Raw genomic sequence first — 15,911 nt, forward strand, 5'->3', positions numbered from 1 at the left:
CATTTCATCATTTCGTCCACCTTCGAGTCTCGGGCCTATTACCTGCCGCACCCAATACGAGCTGAGAAACCATTTGCTTGATGTCTTTCAAATCGTCGCGCATTGCCTGATTACTCTGTTCGAGCACCGTAACGCGATTAGAAAGACCGGAATAAAGACCAATACACCATGCGGAAGCCCCTACCAGCGCGGCCAAAATGGAAACGAGGCCTGCGACCGTGGTAATAACCGTTTTCGCACTTACAAGCCATGAATTCGGGGTATTTTGCGGAATATTTGGAGTAGCCATTTATCCAAACCGGGTTATTAAAAATCAGATGGGCTGATTATCGGCCAAATGTTTACAGGAACTTGAGTAAAAATCCACGGCGCGAATTATCACAACGGGCGCGCGACCGGTGCGCGCGATGGCGCTTGACAAATAGGCGGATTCCGCCTACCTTGATCAGCATAGGAAGCGCACACCGCGCGGCCGCCATCCGAAAGGAAATCATCATGAAACCGTGCTTTCGCGCGCTCGCGCGTCTTGGATCGACTCAACATGCTCTTTCGATCGCCAACCGTGGCGCAGATGAAACAGTGGAAGGAGAAGCTCGGCTACTCTGGAACGCAGATGGCGCGGGCGCTCGGCCTGAAGAGCGCGCGACGCTGGCGCGACTACGCGGACGAGAACAAGCCACAGGGAATCCCGCCGGCCAATCTGTTCATGGCAGCCGCGCTCGTCACACTCCCGCAACAGGAAATCGACCGCGTGCTGGCGACAATGCGCGACGTCGGCGCGGTGATCGATCTGGACGCACCGGCCGACTCCCTGGCGCCCGATGGAGAGCCGCAGCCGTAGCGATGGCGCTCGGCTGCACTGCTGCTGCGCTTTCGGGCTGCGGAGGTGGCGGCGATGGATCGGCCGCCCAGCTGCAAGCCTCTACCCAGCCCCCAGTTTCTGACTCATCACGGCTGGTCGACATCGACATGTACGGCGACAGCACGATGGCCGGCCTGACGATGATCACGCCCGGGAAATACGTCATGACACCAGCCAGCGAGCCGGCCCGTGTTCAGCAAGATTTGGGCTCCCGCGTTCGCATTTGGAATCAAGGCGTCAGCGGCTCGACGTTGCAGCAGCTTATCGACGGCACGGACGGCCAGCACACCATGAACCTGCAACAACTGATGGCGAAGTCGTCGTCTCGGATCGTGGTGGAAAACTTCGCGATCAACGATGCATCGTCTCAATCGCTACTGCAGTTCATGTCGAACGTCGACTATTTCGTGACCCAAGCGCGTGCCAATGGGAAGGTGCCCGTCATCGACGAGCCAAATCCGGTATGCGACGGAACATCGAAGAATATCCCGGCGCTCGATGCCGAGGTGGCTGCCCTTGAGCAGTACGCGGCCACGTACCGCGTCGCCATCGTTCAACAATACGCCTACATCAAGTCCCTTCCAGACTGGCAGTCAATGCTGGTCGACTGCATTCGTCCGGGAGAGGCGCTATATAAAATCAAGGCCCAGAGGACGGCGGCAGTTCTAACAGCCACCATTCAGTCGGCCGGGAACTAGTTATTTGGTTAGCTCCGCATAGATATTCATATATTGGGCCTGATCGACTCTTGTTTCCAAATTCCTCAATGGTCGATGCCACGATTTATGAATCTTTTTGATTCGATATTTACTGAATCCGAGCCATCGCGCCATTGCTTTAAGGCTGTCGTGTGTGAAGAAATGCAGATGCCCCCATTGGGTGTACGCATCCCTATGACCATCTGCAATTTTGTCAAATGTCGCATTAAGAAAATGATTTCTCATTACTTGCTCGAACCCGGGTGTCGCAATTCTAACAACGCCACCCGGCTTGAGCGTGCGAAATACCTCGGAAAGAAAAGTTATTGCGTCCTTTTGCTCCAGATGCTCGACAAAATCCTCACAAAATGCATACTCAAAAGCGTTATCAGGAAACGGATGGCGCTCCAATAAATTGACCTTATAGACGTTCTCAGCGACATTTCTGGGAACTCCGCCAATATGGTTGAAATTCCACATTACGGCGTCATCGAAAAAATCAACGTTCAACCATCCTTCGAAGGGGTTTAAGCCGCATGCGTATTGGATTTTTTTGGTCGTCTCGTGCGCCCTAGCATCATCCCAATTCAAAGGCTTAAAATCCGACATCGGAATAAGGTCCAACTCCACTTGGTCTGCCACCTTCGTCTCCGCAGTCACTTATGGTGGGCCGAGTCTAACAGATGCGCACCAAAATCGCGCAAGAGAAGTTGCCATGTCGGAAACGTCGGAAATTATTGCGTCTTCGGTCAAGTTGGAAAATTACACCTGAATCATGGCCGCTCCTCAGAATATGTAGGCTGTGATCGTGATAGTGAGCGCCATGGTTCCCGTATTGGCGACGGCCGAGTAATACATGGTTTGCGACGTAAGCACCGGAACATCATTGAACGGAGTTGTGTAAGCCTGGCTTGCAACTCCGCTGTACGCGCTCAACTGCTGGCCGCCGAAGCCTTGCGCGGAACCCGCAACTTGCCCCGTCATCGACGCAGTGGCGGAACTGGAGCCGACGGCAATATTTCCCGAAATACGTTTTGCGCCTTTCGGCACCAGCGACGAAATCGAGAGCGACGTGAGACTGCTTTGCTGCGTGCTGGTGCTCAGTGCCGTTTGGGGGGGTGATCCAAATCTTGCGATCGTCCTGCATACCCACCGCAAACTGCGAACTTGCGTTCGTCGGCCAGACGCTCACCAACGCCGATGCGGTGTAACCCGCCGGCATATTGCTACCACCATAGACGCTCGGCGCGAGCGAGCTGGTCGCGTTCGTCGCGAGTAGCGCACTCGCCCGCGTGGTCGGGTTGTAGATCGCATAGAGCGCGACGAAACCAGACACTGGCGCCGTTCCGGCATCCATCCCGCTCGCGCCAACCGTCGCGAGATTAATCGTCTGGTTGAAGTTCGCGAGCTTGTAGGCGACGCCGCCGAGTGCCGAGCAAACGATGATCTCGTCAGCCGTCAGCGTGGCGCTCGCACTCGCGGTTGCCACCGACATCGAGAGGTTACGAGCGGAGCCGACGACAGGCGTGCCACCGCCCAATGTCGCGTTGCTCGCTTCTTGCGAGTAAAGCGACGGCGACGATCCTTTCTCCACCTTGATACGGCGAAAGCCAAGACCGTTTGCTGACATGTTCGGGGACGTATCCGCGACTTTGTGAACGAGAATATATGCGGTGTTCGCGGGAGTTGTTCCGGTCGCCGAGTACTGCGTCCAGCTTGAGCCATTGGTAGCATTTACGGCAGCGACGGTTCCCAATGACGTCCCAGCTGATGTAAATGCCTCGACGTAGATATAACCACGACCAGCAACGACTCCGGACGCATACATCTCCGCTGTGAGGCAAATAGCGATGTTGGGCCCAATTCCGATAGGTGACGAAATGTCCTGCGTGGTTGAGCTAATCGACGACGCATTGATGAAGATCGTTCCTTCTTGCGGGAATGCAATCGACGCGCCGAAGTTCGATGAACCCCATCCGGCATTTCCGAATTCACCCGAACCATTGAACAGCAGGTTCGCGGCGTTCACGCCGTTGACCTTCGCCGACGTGTTGATCGGCAGGCTGCCCTGAGACCCGATCGCACCGATCTGGCCGGCGGTCAGCGCATGGCTCGCCAGCGTCGCAGGTGCGATGCTTTCGGCAGCCTGAACGATGTTCGTACCGTCGCCGATGACACGGGCCGGGCCGGCCGGAATCACCACACCCGTGCCCGATGCCGTCTTCGCCGTGATCGCGAAGGCGCCGATCGTGTTGTTCACGATCGTCCATTCACGCGTCCACGTCGGCAGGATGACCTGCACGTTCCCCGTCAGCGTGCCGGTCAGCACGATTCGCGACTTCATCGCCTGCGCAGGCGTCAAGGTGACATTGGTGTTCGTGAGGCCCGAGATCGCGGAGAAGCCGTAAGCCTGCGACGGCGCCCATTTCGTGCCGGGGCCCGTGTCCGGGTTGTCGCTGTTGTTGTCGACGAGACTCAGCCACGCCCCTTGACCATCCGCGCTCATCAGCATCGCACCAGCCGGGTAGCCGCCGACGTTCGTGTCACCTGCGAAAGCCGCGTTGTATGCGTACCGACCGCCTGCATGCTCCCATCGAGTCGACTGCGTGATCAGGTTCAGGACACCGTTCATGTCGAGACCAGACGGCGGGATGCCGCCGGCCGCGATCGGCGTGCGCGTGAGTGGCGGGAAACCGTCTACCAGCGATGCACCGCCCGGGTTCGTCCCGATCTGCGACGCCTCCGGAATGGTGTTGAAGGCGCCACCCGCCGCGAAGGCCAACGGAACGAGCGTCGGAATCTGGTTTGCTTGCATGTTAGACCTCAGAGTAGAAAGTGCCTTGACCGAAGGGCGCCGCGCTCCCGACGCCTGCCTCGGAGAAACCGAATGTGCTGTTTTGCGGCTCCTCAAGCACCGTCACGAGGACGCCGGTCGGGCGCGGCAGCGCGCCGGATTGCGTGACGATTGCGAGCTCGAACGGCTGCAGGTAGAACTCGAACGTGTAGCGCATCTGCATATTGCCGAGGTCGTTGACGTAGCAACGCCCGCGACCCGCGAACAGGCTTTGGAGCAACCGGTTGTAACTCGGGATCGATCCGTCCGAGATGTTTGCTGCGGCCTTCACAAGGATCAGCGTGCGGAACGCATCGTCCGATAGGTAGTAGCTCTGCGTGATCTGCTGCCCCGCGTAGAACACGCCCGAGTTGAACGTCGTCGCGCTCGCCGTTCCGGCTTCGTTGAAGCCCAGGTTGATCTCGGCCGACGGGATCTTCAGCAGCCGTCCGTTTTCGAGCCCGACGATCTTCCCCCAGATGTCGAGGCCGCGCCCGACCGCCGTCTGGATGTTCCACACGTTGTCGTAGAACGCGTCGATGTCCGCGCTGGGATCGATATACCCGTTCATGTTCTGAACGAGCTGGATCAGCGTCGGGCTGTTCGCGTATTGAGCAAGGACTGTCTGAAGGACGTTTTCCATTTAAACGAGCGTCACCGAAATGTTCGACGCGGTAATGGTCGGGGTTTGCGCGATGCCAATGTCGACGGAATTCTGATTCGCGGTCGTCGTGCCGAGCTGGATCGAAAGAAGCTCGACCGACGGATCGATCGCCATTACGCCCGGGTAGTATCGGCCAGCGAAAACCGTACTGTTGCTACGCGCGCGCGATCCACCATCCGCGCCAGTGAATGCCGCGATAATCGCGTTCTGCACCAGCTGCGTGATGTTCGACGGCAGATTCGAGTTGTTGGCGAGCTGAACGGCATACAGAATCGGGACCGCCGTCAGCGTCTGGTACTTCACGGCGTAGCTCGGATACGGCTGAGATCCGCCGCTCGAATCCTGAACGGTCACCGTCGTGTTCCCGTTGTAGTTGCAGCCCGGCGCCTTCTTGCTCCAGATCGCGTTGCCGATGTCCTGAGCGGCACCACCGTAGACGCCGACGTACAGGGAGTTCGGCAGGAGCGTGTAGCCGCCAATCGTGACCGACGTACCGAGCGGGTTATCGAGTACGCACGCGTCGAGGACGCCAGCCACGCCCAACACCGCGCCGCGCACCGATGGCACTGAGCCGCTCGAGTTCTTCGCCATAGACTGCCGGCGCCGATTCTCGAAGTCGGCGCGCGATTCGACGTTGCTCCCCTGCACGCCGGATACCACGGTCACCGTATCCCACCCCGGGATCGCCTGATAGATCGACACCTGGTTGGCGGCCGGCACTGGAATGGGCCCCGTTGTCTTACAGGCGAACCCGAGCGTGATCGTGCCGCTCGCCGGGATCGTGCCGGCCTGCGTGCACAGGTAGACGTTGTTGCTCGAATCCTTGATCAACGCACCCACCGGGATCGGCGTGTTCACCGCACCCACGCACGCCACCTGCAGCGCCGTCGGCTCGGCCGGATCGCGCTCGATGAAGTAGACGCGGCCGATCGCATCCTGCCAGCGTCCGTCTGCGAGATCAGGGTCGACGCCGTTCGATACCTCGAGCATGTCGTCGTTCTTCGCTGCGATGATCGCGGTCAGGCTCGACGCGAGCTGGCCTTGCGGCGCTGTCACGTTCGGCGTGCCGTCCTCGTTCGTGATGTTCAGGTTGCCGCCGAATGCAGCGTTCGTATCGGCGAGCACACCGGTCAGGATCGCCGACTCGGCCGGCACGACGGGGCCAGTCGAGGCCCAATTGATCGGCGGTACGCTGGAGGTGGGAGGAGTCGACATGCGGAACCTCAGAAGTTGACGGGGAGCACGCCGGCAGCCGTGGCGACTTGCACCTGGCCGCTCGCGACGCGGTTGGTCATGGACGTGATGAAGCACTGCGCGGCCTGCACGCCAAACACGCGACGCGCCTCCGTCACGATGTCCTTTTTGATGAGCGGCAATGGCGGTCGCTTGCCGAGGATGTCCTGCCAGTACGGGACGCCGACGGACGTGTCGTACCAGGCCTCACCGCGGAACGTGCGCACGGCGCTCGCGACGTCCTGCGCGATCGCATACGGCTCGGCCGCGACGGCAATGTTGCCGTAGGCGTCGAGGCAGAGATCCCAGGCGGTCTGGTCGAGGAGAAGTGTCGTTCCCATGGTCGCTTATTGCGGCGGGCCGCCGAGCCCAGAGCCGCCAGAGTTGGGGTGTTGATGGGTGTTGTCGATCGCGTGACCGTTTGACGTGATCGAGCCAATGAACTGGACGGTGCCGGAGATCAGCGACGCGACACCGCTCACTGCGCTGCCGGTCATACCTGCCAGCCATGACAGCAGCCCCTGTACGATCACCGTGCCTCTGAAGCCAGACTGCGGAGAGTTCACGGTGAACGAGGTGGACGCATCGACCTCGACGAGCGGCGCCTGCAGCGTGACCTTCGTCGGCGACACGACAGAGATGCCGGCCGCAGAAAACTGCACGTACTGGCTCGGCGCGCCGTTCAGGAACCCGCCGATATACAGGCCGTCGGCCATATCGAAGATGCGCTTCGAGCCCGGGTTCGCTGGCCCGCGGTTCGCCTTCACCGACGAGATATCGCGGTCCTCGATCACGGCGAGCCCGATGTCGCCGACCTGCGGGTCGATGATCACCGCGTTCGCACCGCCCTGCAGCCGGAAGTACGGCAGGTTGTGGATGACGCCGTGCGGCATCGCGTTGTCGGAGCCGTCGAGCTGGTTCACGAGGGGTAGCACATCGACGAAGCCGACCGGCGAGACACTGCCGGCGTTCGTGACCGCCTTCACTTCGACCAGCCGCTCACCCATGGCGAGCACTTCGACATCTGCATGAGCTTCCGCGTGCGCGCGGTCGCGGCCGGCGCGGTGCCGATCACGCTGCGCCAGTGCTCCGCGATGTGTGTGCGCCGGCGCGCGACGGGCGAGCTTGGCAAACCAGACGAGGCAGAGGCATGGCGTGACGCGCAGTTCGCGGCGCGCCGCGCGCAGCTCGACGACCTGGCCGCAACGGCGCATCGCGCCTTCGCCACCCCGCTCGGCGAGGCATCAGCATGACACGCCCCTACCCCGACAACCTGACGCCGGCCCTCGGCCGCGTGCTCGGCATGATGGTCTGGGAAACCGGGCCGATCGCGCATGCGCTGCGCGCCGCCGGGCACGCGATCGAGCGCACGTCCGAGGCCGAACAAGCCGCGGTGCTCCACTGGCTGACCGGCTTCGCGATCGAGCACGGCGCGGACTGGGAACGGCACGCGGCCGCCGCGCTGCACGTGCTCACCGAGTCGCGAGGGAACTGAGCATGGGACGCCGACGGACGTACGAACCGCGTGTGCTGAACGCCGACAACGTGTTCGCGCGAATGATTCCGGGCAAGACGTATCCCGCGTACGTGATCGCGGCGAGCTTCAAGGTGCCGACGAAGGACGTACGGCCGCATCTCGACGCGCTGATTCAGTCAGGCCTGATCGAGCACAGTCACGCGCTCGCGAAGACGCTCGGCTTCCGGCGCCCCGGGCACGAGCCGCAGAAAGAAGCGCCCGCGCCGGGCGGCGATACGAGCATCGCCGCGGCGCCAACGCCACCGAACTTGAATTCAACCCTGACCGGCTACGAACGCGAGATTCGTGGCTGGGTCGAACTCTGCATGATGACGAGGCAACGATGAAAGCACTTCGAATGAAAGATGTGACCGAAAAGGTCGGGCTCGGACAGTCGACGCTCTACCGGATGATCGCGGCCGGCACGTTCCCGAAACCGTTCGAGCTCGTGCCCGGGCGCACGGCATGGCTCGAGGAGGACGTGGACGCGTGGCTCGCGGAGAAGGCGGGGAAGAAGCCGTGCGCCGACCGGCCGGCCGACAACGTCATGCAGCTGTCTGCGCTGCCTGTCGCGTGAACGGCACCACAGTCGCGGTCTGCCCTGCGCAGTAACGAGCCCAGTCCTCCATCATTCCGCGCCGGCGCTCGAGCATGTCTCGACGCCGGTACGCGGAAACCGTCGTCGACGTGATCGTGTGCGCCAGCGCTTGCTCGGCGAGAGAGTCGGGATAATCGGTGCAGTCCGCTATCCAGTCCCGGAACGTCGATCGGAAGCCGTGCACGGTAATGTCGGCGCGTTCCATGCGGCGCAGCAACAGCAGCATCGCCATATTCGATAGCGGCCGCCCCTCTTTGTAGCCCGGGAACAGCCAGCCCCACTTCGCCTTCGTCGCGATCTGCTGCCGCACGAGCTCGACAGCCTCGTCGCAAAGCGGCACGCGCAGCTCGACCTCGCACTTCATCCGATCTCCCGGAATCGTCCAGACGCGTGCTTCGAGGTCGAATTCCTCCGGCCGCGCGAACAGAACCTCGTTCGTGCGCGTCGCGGTCAGGATCAGCAGACGCAGCGCCTGTGCGGCGCGCTTCGGCCGCCCGCGGAGCGCGGCGAAGAACGCCGGCATCTCTTCCCACGCGAGCGCCGGGTGGTGTTTCACCGTGTTCCGCTTCTTCACGCGCGGCAGCACGCGGTCCAGGTGATCGGCATAGCGGGCCGGGTTGTCGCCAGTGCGGTGGCCGAGCACCGTCTCCGCGTCGAGGATCGCCTTCACGCGGCCACGCACGCGCCGCGCGGTTTCGCCCTTCTTCATCCAGATGGGCTGCAGGATGCGCACGATCATCTCGGTATCGACGTCGCGCACGTCAACATCACCGATCACCGATCACCGGATACGCGTACATTTCGAGTGTGGACGTCCACTGTTTCGCGTGCTTGGTGTTGCGCCACGTCGATTCGCGGTCCGAGATATAGGCTTGCGCGGCCTGCTTGAACGTCACGCCTGGGGCATCATCGGCCGCCCGCACGACCTGCGCGCGCCGTCGCGCGACGATCGGGTCGATGCCCTACCTCGCGCTCACGCGGCAATCGGCCGCCGCCTTGCGCGCCGCAGCGAGAGGCAGCACCGACAGCGAACCGAGGCCCATTTCCCGCGCGCGGCCGGCGATCGAGAACCGGTAGATCCACGATCGCGAACCGCTCGCGCTGATCTGCAAATACAGGCCGCCGCCGTCCGCGTAATACCCTGGGTCGACCAGTTTACCGATGCCGAGCGCAGTCAACCGATTCATCTGCCGTGATGCCATTTCTACCCCCAAATCTACCCACAAATGATGGTTAGATTCTGGGGTAAGGCGCGGGAGCGAGCAAGAGCGACGACACCCCCAAAACACGCGCCGCATAAGGCGCTGCGGGAGTGCTGCGAGAGTAAACGGGAATCGCTGAGAGCCTTGACTGGCGGAAGGCAGCCGGAGTCGAACCGACCCGGGAGTGTCTGACACCCCCAACCGGGTTTGAAGCCCGGCCGTACCACCGGATACGAATGCCTTCCTCGGGGAAAAGAACCAGAAGAACAACGAGCGCCTACGCCTGAATACCCACCCAACCGCTGTCAGGCCGCAGGAAGTGAAGATCGCGGTGGAAGCGAGTATACCCAACCCGATCGAAGAACTCGAGAATCTGGATCGCGCGCTTGCGGCCGAGCCCCGTCGCGTCGCGGAACGTCGCGGCATCGAGCCCCGCGCCGGGCGACGGCGCGAGATGCGCGACCAGTTCGGCGAGTTCGCGCACGACGTCCGCGTGATAGAACAGGTCGCGCACGACCTGATGCACGTCGCCGCGCCGTGCGAGCTTGCGCAACAGCGTGCGCACCGCGTCCTCAGCGGCGCCCGTGTCGCGGGCCAGGTCGCGCACCCACGGCGGATCGAAGCGCCCCGCGTGAATCAGCGGCAGCAGTTGCCGCGCCAGCCCTTCCTCGCGCGGCTCGAGGCTCACCGAATGCGACGGCAGATGCAGCCACGGCCCGCTTCGCGCAACTTCGCCGCCGGCCACCACCGCATCGACGAGCGCGCGCCACAGCGCATCGCCGACGAGCGGCGCAGCCATCCGCCGCAAGCGTGCAGCGTCGAGCCCCTGCTCGTCAGGCAGGCGCTCGTGATACGCGCGCAGCGTGTCGATCGCCCGCGTCTGCAGCGCTCGCCAGTGCGCATGCGAAATCACCGCGCCGTCGTTCGACGCGGCATCGCGCTGCCCGATCGCCAGCGCGTCTTCCGGCAACGCCAGCGCGTTCGGCGCGAAGCCTGTCAGATGCGTGAGCATCGTGCGCGCGATGCCGAGCGGCGCCTGCGCGAGCAGCGCATCGAGGCGCCCTGTGTCGAGCCACATGGCGAGCGCATCGAGCCACGCGCGGCGCGCGGGCGTGCGACGCTTGCTCGCCGGCCCGAACGGATCGAGCACGCGACCGCCGCCGACGGTGCGCGTCGCCTGCGGATTGCGGACGATGAACCGGTCGCCCGGCAGCGCGAACACCGGCTCGTCGAACACCAGTTGCACGCGCATCCGCTGGCCGGCCGCGAGCGTGTCGCCGTCGAGCAGCGCGACATGCGCGACGCGATGCAGCGTGCCGAGATGCACGTGCAGCGGCGCCCAGTGCGTCAGTGTCAGCCCGGCATCCGCGAGCAGCGTCAGCTCGACGTCCACGCGCGGCGACGTCGCGACGAGCCGCGCATCGGCGACGGTATCACCGCGCTCGACATCGGCCTTGTCGACGCCGGCGAGATTCAGCGCGCAGCGCTCGCCCGCGCGGCCGGCCTCGACCGACCGGTTCTGCGCATGGATGCTGCGCACGCGGGCCGCGCCGCCCGTGCGCACGATCGCGAGCGTGTCACCCGTCGCGACACGGCCCGCGAACGCGGTGCCCGTGACGACGGTCCCCTGCCCCGCAAGCGTAAACACGCGATCGACGGCGAGCCGGAACAGGCCGTCGTCGCGGCGGGCGCGCCACGCGATCGCCGCGTCGGCCAGGTGATGTTTCAACGCGGCGACGCCCGGGTCGTCCACGGCCGTCGCGCGGGTTTCAAAAATCGGCACGCCGGCCAGCGTCGAGTCGTGCAGCCATGCGGCGATCTCGTCGCGCACCTGGGCGACGCGCGCGGCGTCGACGCGATCGCATTTCGTCAGCGCGACAGCGCCGTGCGTCACGCCGAGCAGTTGCAGGATCGCGAGATGCTCGCGCGTCTGCGGCATCACGCCGTCGTCGGCGGCAATCACGAGCAGCGCGAAGTCGATCCCGCACGCGCCGGCCGCCATCGTATGAATCAGCTTCTCGTGGCCCGGCACGTCGATCAGGCCCAGCACGTCGCCGTTGTCGAGCGGCGTGTATGCGTAACCGAGTTCGATCGAAATGCCGCGCGCCTTCTCTTCCTTCAGGCGGTCGGTATCGACACCGGTCAGCGCACGCACGAGCGTGGTCTTGCCGTGGTCGATGTGTCCGGCGGTACCGACGATCATGCAGCGGGCCCTGCGAACGGCACACATTGCGCGACGAACGCCGCTTCGTCGGCGGCTTCAAGACAACGCAAGTCGAGCCGCAGCGCGTTGTCGGCAACGCGGCCGATAACCGGTCGCGGCCATTCGCGCAGCCGTTTCTCGAGCTGCGCGAGCGCGCGGCCGCTGCGCTTGCCGTCCGCCGTGCGCACGACGAGCCCGGCACTCGGCAACTGGTCGACCGGCAGCGCGCCGCTGCCGATCTGGCTGAACATCGGCTCGACCGTCACGTCGAAGCCGCTGCCAAGCGCGGCCTGCAATACCGGACGCACGCGTTCGGCGGCCTCGGCGATCTCATTCTGGGGACGCGTCAGCAGGCGCAGCGTCGTGAGCCGGTCGCGCAGGAATTCGGGCGCCTGATAGAGGCGCAGCACCGGCTCGAGCGCCGCGAGCGTCAGCTTGCCGACGCGCAGCGCGCGCTTGAGCGGATGTTTCTTGATCTTCGCGACCAGTGCGCGATCACCGACGATCAGGCCGGCCTGCGGCCCGCCGAGCAGCTTGTCGCCGCTGAACGTGACAACGTTTGCGCCGGCGGCAATGGTCTCCTGCACGGTCGTCTCGTGCGGCAGCCCCCATGACGACAGGTCGGCGAGCGTGCCGCTGCCGAGATCGACGGCGACCGGCAGCCCGTGCTCGCGCGCGAGCGGCGCGAGTTCGGCGAGCGTCGCCTCCTTCGTGAAGCCGCTGATCGCGTAGTTGCTGCAGTGCACCTTCATCAGCAGCGCCGTGCGCGGGCCGATCGCGTTCGCGTAATCGTGCAGATGGGTGCGGTTGGTCGTGCCGACCTCGCGCAGCTTCGCACCGGCACGACTCATGATGTCGGGAATGCGGAACGCGCCGCCGATCTCGACCAGTTCGCCGCGCGACACGACGACTTCCCGCTTCGTCGCGAGCGCCGACAGCGTCAGCAGCACGGCTGCCGCGTTGTTGTTGACGACGGTCGCGGCTTCCGCGCCCGTCAGTTCGCACAGCAGATCGTCGATCAGGTCGTCGCGATCGCCGCGCCGGCCCGTGGCGAGATCGAACTCGAGGTTGACGGGCCGCGTGAGCGCGTCGACCACCGCGCGCACCGCGTCGTCGGGCAGCAGCGCGCGCCCGAGGTTCGTGTGCAGCACGGTCCCGGTCAGGTTGAACACCGCGCGCACGGCACCGGCGCTCTGTGCGGCCAGCGTGCGCGCGACGGCCGCGGCGATGCTCGGCTCGTCGAGCGGCTCGGCCGCCGCCGGGTCATGCTGCGCCGCGGTGCGCCAGCGTTCGAGTTCGGCGCGCACGGCGTTCAGCACGCGCGTGCGGCCATAGTCGGCGAGCAGCGGTTGCAGCGGCGCCGACGACAGCACGCGCTCGACCGACGGCACGCGCGCCAGCACGGCATTCAGTTCATTCAAACCCGGTTCGGTCACGTCGTGGTGGCTCCCGTCTGATGCTTCGCAGGCGGCCGCAGCCGGCGCTCGCGCACCGCCCCCGGCCCCCTGCCGTCACTCCGCTTCCCGCGACACATCCGGCCACAGCAGCGGATTCGGCGAACTGCGCTGATAACCGGCCTCGTTCATCAGCAGGTCGAGCGTGAGGCTCGCGAGATCGTCCGCCAGCGGCTCGAACTCGTAGTCCTTCTCCTGATAGCCGATCTTGCGATAGGTCTTGCATTCGTCGCACGATTCGGCCTTGACGGCTTCGCTGCCGCCCTCGATCCCGTGATACGCGATGCCCTTCGTCGAATCGCAATGCGAACACTTCGTGCGCACCATGTGCCACTCGGTCGTGCACAGCCCGCACTGCAGGAAACGGTAGCCCTGGAACTGGCCGCCGACCCGCACCACGCTGGCGACCGGATGCGTGCCGCAAACGGGGCACAGCCCCGGCTGGTCGAGATACGGAACGTCGGCCGGCGACACGCGGCTCGCGAGGTCCGTCCACACGACCTGCAGCGCGGCCATCAGGAACGGCGCGGTGGCCGGGTCGACCTCCGCGAAGCGCAGCGCGAGGATCGCGTCGGCCTGCGCGTCGAGTTCGGCAGGCGCCATCAGGCGCAGCCGGTCGAGCAGCCTCGCGAGCGACGGGTTGACGAGCCCGGCGCCCTCGACGCGGTCGAGCAGTTCGTACAGCACGGCGCGCCATCGCGGATCGCGCTCGCCGTCGAGCGCGGGCACGAGCGGCATCGAATGCTGCTGCGCGCGCGCGATCGCTTCCTGCGACGGCAGCGGCAACTCCAGCGTCTGCAGCGTCGCATGCTGCGCATCGGCGACGGTGGCCATCAGCCGCAGGTAGCCGCTGATCGGGTTCAGGTCGGCGAGCGTGCGCAGCCGCGCGGCGCGCGCCGAGAACGCGGTGGCGCGCTCCGGCAGGCGAAAGCGCGGAATGGCCGAATGATCGAGTGCCGAGATCTCGGTCGGTTCGAGAATACGTTGTGTCACAAATATATCTTCCAAATGAACAAGCGCCGACAGGTCGGCGCTTCAGGCGGTTCCGACGGCTGACGGGGCTGGGCCCGCCGCGATCGGCGAGCCGCCCCGGTCCGGTGCGTTATTTCACGCTTTCACGGAACCACTTCGGGTGATGCTTGCGAGCCCAGCCCAGCGTGACGGTGCCGCGCACCATCGCGCCTATCGAGCCCTTCACCCACAACGCCGCGTAAATGTGCACGATGATGCTCGCGATCAGCACGAAGGCCGCCACGGCATGCACGACAGCGGCCGCGCGGATCACCCCGATCGGGAAGTAGAACGAGAAGTAGCGCCGCCAGATCACGACTCCCGACAGCAGGAGCAACAGCAGGCACGCCACCAACGTAAAGAATAGCAGCTTCTGCCCGGCGTTATAGCGGCCGACGGGCGGCAGCTTGTCTTCCTGGTTGGTCAGCACGTCGCCGATCTGCTTCAGCCACTGCCGGTCGTCCGCGTCGAGCGCGTTGTGGTGCCAGAAGCGCACGACCAGGATCGCGAACGACACGAACATCACGAGGCCGACGAACGGATGCAGGATCCGCGTCCACTGGCCGCCGCCGAACAGCGCGGTCAGCCAGAACATCGACGGATGGAACAGCGCAAGCCCGGACAGCGCGAGCAGCACGAACGTGATCGCGGTGATCCAGTGGTTCGTGCGCTCGTTCGCCGAGTAGCGGACGATCAGGTTGGGGTCGTCGTGCTTCATTTCACGTCCTCCTTGATGCGTCGCGCCTCGTCGCGCGCGGCCGATTCTTCTGCGTCGCTCACCTCGTTCGGACCAACCCGGACGTAGTGGAAGAACCCAGCGAGCGCCGTCAGCGCGATGCCGGCCACCGCGAGCGGCTTCGCGATGCCCTTCCACAGCTTCACCATCGGACTGATCGACGGATTGTCGGGCAGCCCGTGGTACAGCGACGGTTTGTCGGCGTGGTGCAGCACGTACATCACGTGCGTGCCGCCGACACCCTGCGGGTCGTACAGCCCCGCATGCTCGAAGCCGCGCTCCTTCAGGTCCTCGATCCGCTCGGCCGCGTGCTGCTTCATGTCCTCCTTGGTGCCGAACACGATCGCGCCCGTCGGGCAGGTCTTCACGCAGGCCGGTTCCTGGCCGACCGCGACGCGGTCGGAACAGAGCGTGCACTTGTACGCGCGATGATCCTTCTTCGAGATCCGCGGAACGTTGAACGGGCAACCGGTCACGCAATAGCCGCAACCGATGCAGTTCTCCTCGTGGAAATCGACGATCCCGTTGTTGTACTGCACGATCGCGCCCGGCGACGGACACGCCTTCAGGCAGCCCGGATCCTCGCAGTGCATGCAGCCGTCCTTGCGGATCAGCCATTCGAGGTCGCCTGCCGGGTTCTCGTATTCGGAGAACCGCATCACCGTCCACGAGTGCTCGGTCAGGTCGGCCGGGTTGTCGTACACGCCGACGTTGGTGCCGACTTCGTCGCGCAGGTCGTTCCACTCCATGCACGCCGTCTGGCATGCCTTGCAGCCGATGCACTTCGATACGTCGATCAGCTTCGCGACGCTCCCGGTCACCGGTTCGCGCACCGTGGGCGGTGGCGTCGTGGTGGCCGAGACGCGCTTGATATCCAGCGATTGCAATGCCATCTCTTTCC

The 15,911-nt window shown here is 64.4% G+C and carries 17 protein-coding genes, 1 tRNA gene and 2 pseudogenes; 6 read left to right on the forward strand and 14 right to left on the reverse strand.

Annotated features, from left to right (window positions below; translation table 11 throughout):
* Nucleotides 1-7: 7 nt before the first annotated feature.
* On the reverse strand, nt 8-289 hold the full coding sequence (locus VL15_RS42225) for a hypothetical protein (RefSeq protein ID WP_155420324.1): 282 nt from the start codon (nt 287-289) through the stop codon (nt 8-10).
* 282 nt (nt 290-571) lie between these two features.
* Here VL15_RS42225 and VL15_RS30535 point away from each other — a divergent pair, with 282 nt between their 5' ends.
* Nucleotides 572-841: an XRE family transcriptional regulator gene (locus VL15_RS30535; protein ID WP_155420325.1), complete on the forward strand. Its 270-nt coding sequence runs from the start codon at nt 572-574 to the stop codon at nt 839-841.
* Between the two features lie 2 nt (nt 842-843).
* A complete protein-coding gene (locus VL15_RS30540) occupies nt 844-1,560 on the forward strand; it encodes an SGNH/GDSL hydrolase family protein (protein ID WP_048250444.1) in 717 nt (238 codons plus the stop codon).
* On the opposite strand, the gene VL15_RS40860 is transcribed toward VL15_RS30540, so the two are convergent.
* The 6 genes from VL15_RS40860 to VL15_RS43340 all read right to left on the reverse strand — a co-directional run bounded on the left by VL15_RS40860 (nt 1,561) and on the right by VL15_RS43340 (nt 7,375).
* Nucleotides 1,561-2,202 carry a class I SAM-dependent methyltransferase gene (locus tag VL15_RS40860; protein ID WP_080971005.1) on the reverse strand — a complete coding sequence of 214 codons (642 nt, stop codon included), beginning with the start codon at nt 2,200-2,202 and terminating at the stop codon, nt 1,561-1,563.
* Nucleotides 2,203-2,443: 241 nt separating this feature from the next.
* Nucleotides 2,444-4,375 carry a hypothetical protein gene (locus tag VL15_RS43335; RefSeq protein ID WP_053077741.1) on the reverse strand — a complete coding sequence of 644 codons (1,932 nt, stop codon included), beginning with the start codon at nt 4,373-4,375 and terminating at the stop codon, nt 2,444-2,446.
* A 1-nt stretch (nt 4,376) separates the two neighbouring features.
* Complete coding sequence (locus VL15_RS30560; protein ID WP_048250446.1) at nt 4,377-5,036, reverse strand: DUF2612 domain-containing protein; 660 nt, start codon at nt 5,034-5,036, stop codon at nt 4,377-4,379.
* The gene (locus VL15_RS30565) at nt 5,037-6,272 is read right to left on the reverse strand and encodes a baseplate J/gp47 family protein (RefSeq protein WP_048250447.1); all 1,236 of its coding nucleotides are present in this window, start codon (nt 6,270-6,272) and stop codon (nt 5,037-5,039) included.
* A gap of 8 nt (nt 6,273-6,280) precedes the next feature.
* Nucleotides 6,281-6,631: a hypothetical protein gene (locus VL15_RS30570; protein WP_048250448.1), complete on the reverse strand. Its 351-nt coding sequence runs from the start codon at nt 6,629-6,631 to the stop codon at nt 6,281-6,283.
* A 6-nt stretch (nt 6,632-6,637) separates the two neighbouring features.
* Nucleotides 6,638-7,375 carry a hypothetical protein gene (locus VL15_RS43340; RefSeq protein ID WP_048250555.1) on the reverse strand — a complete coding sequence of 246 codons (738 nt, stop codon included), beginning with the start codon at nt 7,373-7,375 and terminating at the stop codon, nt 6,638-6,640.
* Between VL15_RS43340 and VL15_RS42235 the strand changes: the two are divergent.
* From VL15_RS42235 to VL15_RS30595, 4 genes and pseudogenes are all read left to right on the forward strand, one after another.
* Nucleotides 7,307-7,543: pseudogene (locus VL15_RS42235) on the forward strand (hypothetical protein); the annotation flags it as partial. The gene VL15_RS43340 and the pseudogene VL15_RS42235 sit on opposite strands and share 69 nt — an antisense overlap.
* Nucleotides 7,540-7,785, forward strand: a complete 246-nt coding sequence (locus tag VL15_RS30585; protein ID WP_048250449.1) for a hypothetical protein — start codon at nt 7,540-7,542, stop codon at nt 7,783-7,785. The pseudogene VL15_RS42235 and the gene VL15_RS30585, both read left to right, overlap by 4 nt.
* A 2-nt stretch (nt 7,786-7,787) precedes the next feature.
* Nucleotides 7,788-8,153, forward strand: a complete 366-nt coding sequence (locus VL15_RS30590) for a hypothetical protein (protein ID WP_048250450.1) — start codon at nt 7,788-7,790, stop codon at nt 8,151-8,153.
* A complete protein-coding gene (locus tag VL15_RS30595) occupies nt 8,150-8,383 on the forward strand; it encodes a helix-turn-helix transcriptional regulator (protein WP_048250451.1) in 234 nt (77 codons plus the stop codon). The genes VL15_RS30590 and VL15_RS30595 overlap by 4 nt, the downstream gene beginning before the upstream one ends.
* Here VL15_RS30595 and VL15_RS30600 read toward each other — a convergent pair.
* The 7 genes and pseudogenes from VL15_RS30600 to fdxH all read right to left on the reverse strand — a co-directional run bounded on the left by VL15_RS30600 (nt 8,352) and on the right by fdxH (nt 15,903).
* Nucleotides 8,352-9,606, reverse strand: a pseudogene (locus VL15_RS30600) (tyrosine-type recombinase/integrase). The gene VL15_RS30595 and the pseudogene VL15_RS30600 sit on opposite strands and share 32 nt — an antisense overlap.
* Nucleotides 9,607-9,755: 149 nt before the next feature.
* Nucleotides 9,756-9,851: transfer RNA gene (locus VL15_RS30605), tRNA-Sec, on the reverse strand.
* Between the two features lie 32 nt (nt 9,852-9,883).
* On the reverse strand, nt 9,884-11,809 hold the full coding sequence (gene selB, locus VL15_RS30610) for a selenocysteine-specific translation elongation factor (RefSeq protein ID WP_048250452.1): 1,926 nt from the start codon (nt 11,807-11,809) through the stop codon (nt 9,884-9,886).
* Nucleotides 11,806-13,245 carry an L-seryl-tRNA(Sec) selenium transferase gene (gene selA, locus VL15_RS30615; RefSeq protein ID WP_048250453.1) on the reverse strand — a complete coding sequence of 480 codons (1,440 nt, stop codon included), beginning with the start codon at nt 13,243-13,245 and terminating at the stop codon, nt 11,806-11,808. Before selA ends, selB begins: the two co-directional genes overlap by 4 nt.
* 75 nt (nt 13,246-13,320) lie before the next feature.
* The gene (gene fdhE, locus VL15_RS30620; protein WP_196319641.1) at nt 13,321-14,256 is read right to left on the reverse strand and encodes a formate dehydrogenase accessory protein FdhE; all 936 of its coding nucleotides are present in this window, start codon (nt 14,254-14,256) and stop codon (nt 13,321-13,323) included.
* Between the two features lie 109 nt (nt 14,257-14,365).
* Nucleotides 14,366-14,992, reverse strand: coding sequence for a formate dehydrogenase subunit gamma (locus VL15_RS30625; RefSeq protein ID WP_039370262.1), 627 nt, complete (start codon nt 14,990-14,992; stop codon nt 14,366-14,368).
* Complete coding sequence (gene fdxH / locus VL15_RS30630) at nt 14,989-15,903, reverse strand: formate dehydrogenase subunit beta (RefSeq protein ID WP_048250455.1); 915 nt, start codon at nt 15,901-15,903, stop codon at nt 14,989-14,991. The genes VL15_RS30625 and fdxH overlap by 4 nt, the downstream gene beginning before the upstream one ends.
* Nucleotides 15,904-15,911 lie beyond the last annotated feature (8 nt).

This window comes from Burkholderia cepacia, assembly GCF_001039005.1.
Classification (GTDB): domain Bacteria; phylum Pseudomonadota; class Gammaproteobacteria; order Burkholderiales; family Burkholderiaceae; genus Burkholderia; species Burkholderia theae.

Bases quoted from the DNA above. Each gene is read 5' to 3' on its own strand.
- VL15_RS30625 (WP_039370262.1), bottom strand. From the start codon at position 14,992: ATGAAGCACGACGACCCCAACCTGATCGTCCGCTACTCGGCGAACGAG.
- selB (WP_048250452.1), bottom strand. From the start codon at position 11,809: ATGATCGTCGGTACCGCCGGACACATCGACCACGGCAAGACCACGCTC.
- VL15_RS30535 (WP_155420325.1), top strand. From the start codon at position 572: ATGAAACAGTGGAAGGAGAAGCTCGGCTACTCTGGAACGCAGATGGCG.
- VL15_RS43335 (WP_053077741.1), bottom strand. From the start codon at position 4,375: ATGCAAGCAAACCAGATTCCGACGCTCGTTCCGTTGGCCTTCGCGGCG.
- VL15_RS30595 (WP_048250451.1), top strand. From the start codon at position 8,150: ATGAAAGCACTTCGAATGAAAGATGTGACCGAAAAGGTCGGGCTCGGA.
- VL15_RS30585 (WP_048250449.1), top strand. From the start codon at position 7,540: ATGACACGCCCCTACCCCGACAACCTGACGCCGGCCCTCGGCCGCGTG.
- VL15_RS30560 (WP_048250446.1), bottom strand. From the start codon at position 5,036: ATGGAAAACGTCCTTCAGACAGTCCTTGCTCAATACGCGAACAGCCCG.
- VL15_RS42225 (WP_155420324.1), bottom strand. From the start codon at position 289: ATGGCTACTCCAAATATTCCGCAAAATACCCCGAATTCATGGCTTGTA.
- VL15_RS30570 (WP_048250448.1), bottom strand. From the start codon at position 6,631: ATGGGAACGACACTTCTCCTCGACCAGACCGCCTGGGATCTCTGCCTC.
- VL15_RS30590 (WP_048250450.1), top strand. From the start codon at position 7,788: ATGGGACGCCGACGGACGTACGAACCGCGTGTGCTGAACGCCGACAAC.
- fdxH (WP_048250455.1), bottom strand. From the start codon at position 15,903: ATGGCATTGCAATCGCTGGATATCAAGCGCGTCTCGGCCACCACGACG.
- VL15_RS30565 (WP_048250447.1), bottom strand. From the start codon at position 6,272: ATGTCGACTCCTCCCACCTCCAGCGTACCGCCGATCAATTGGGCCTCG.
- VL15_RS30540 (WP_048250444.1), top strand. From the start codon at position 844: ATGGCGCTCGGCTGCACTGCTGCTGCGCTTTCGGGCTGCGGAGGTGGC.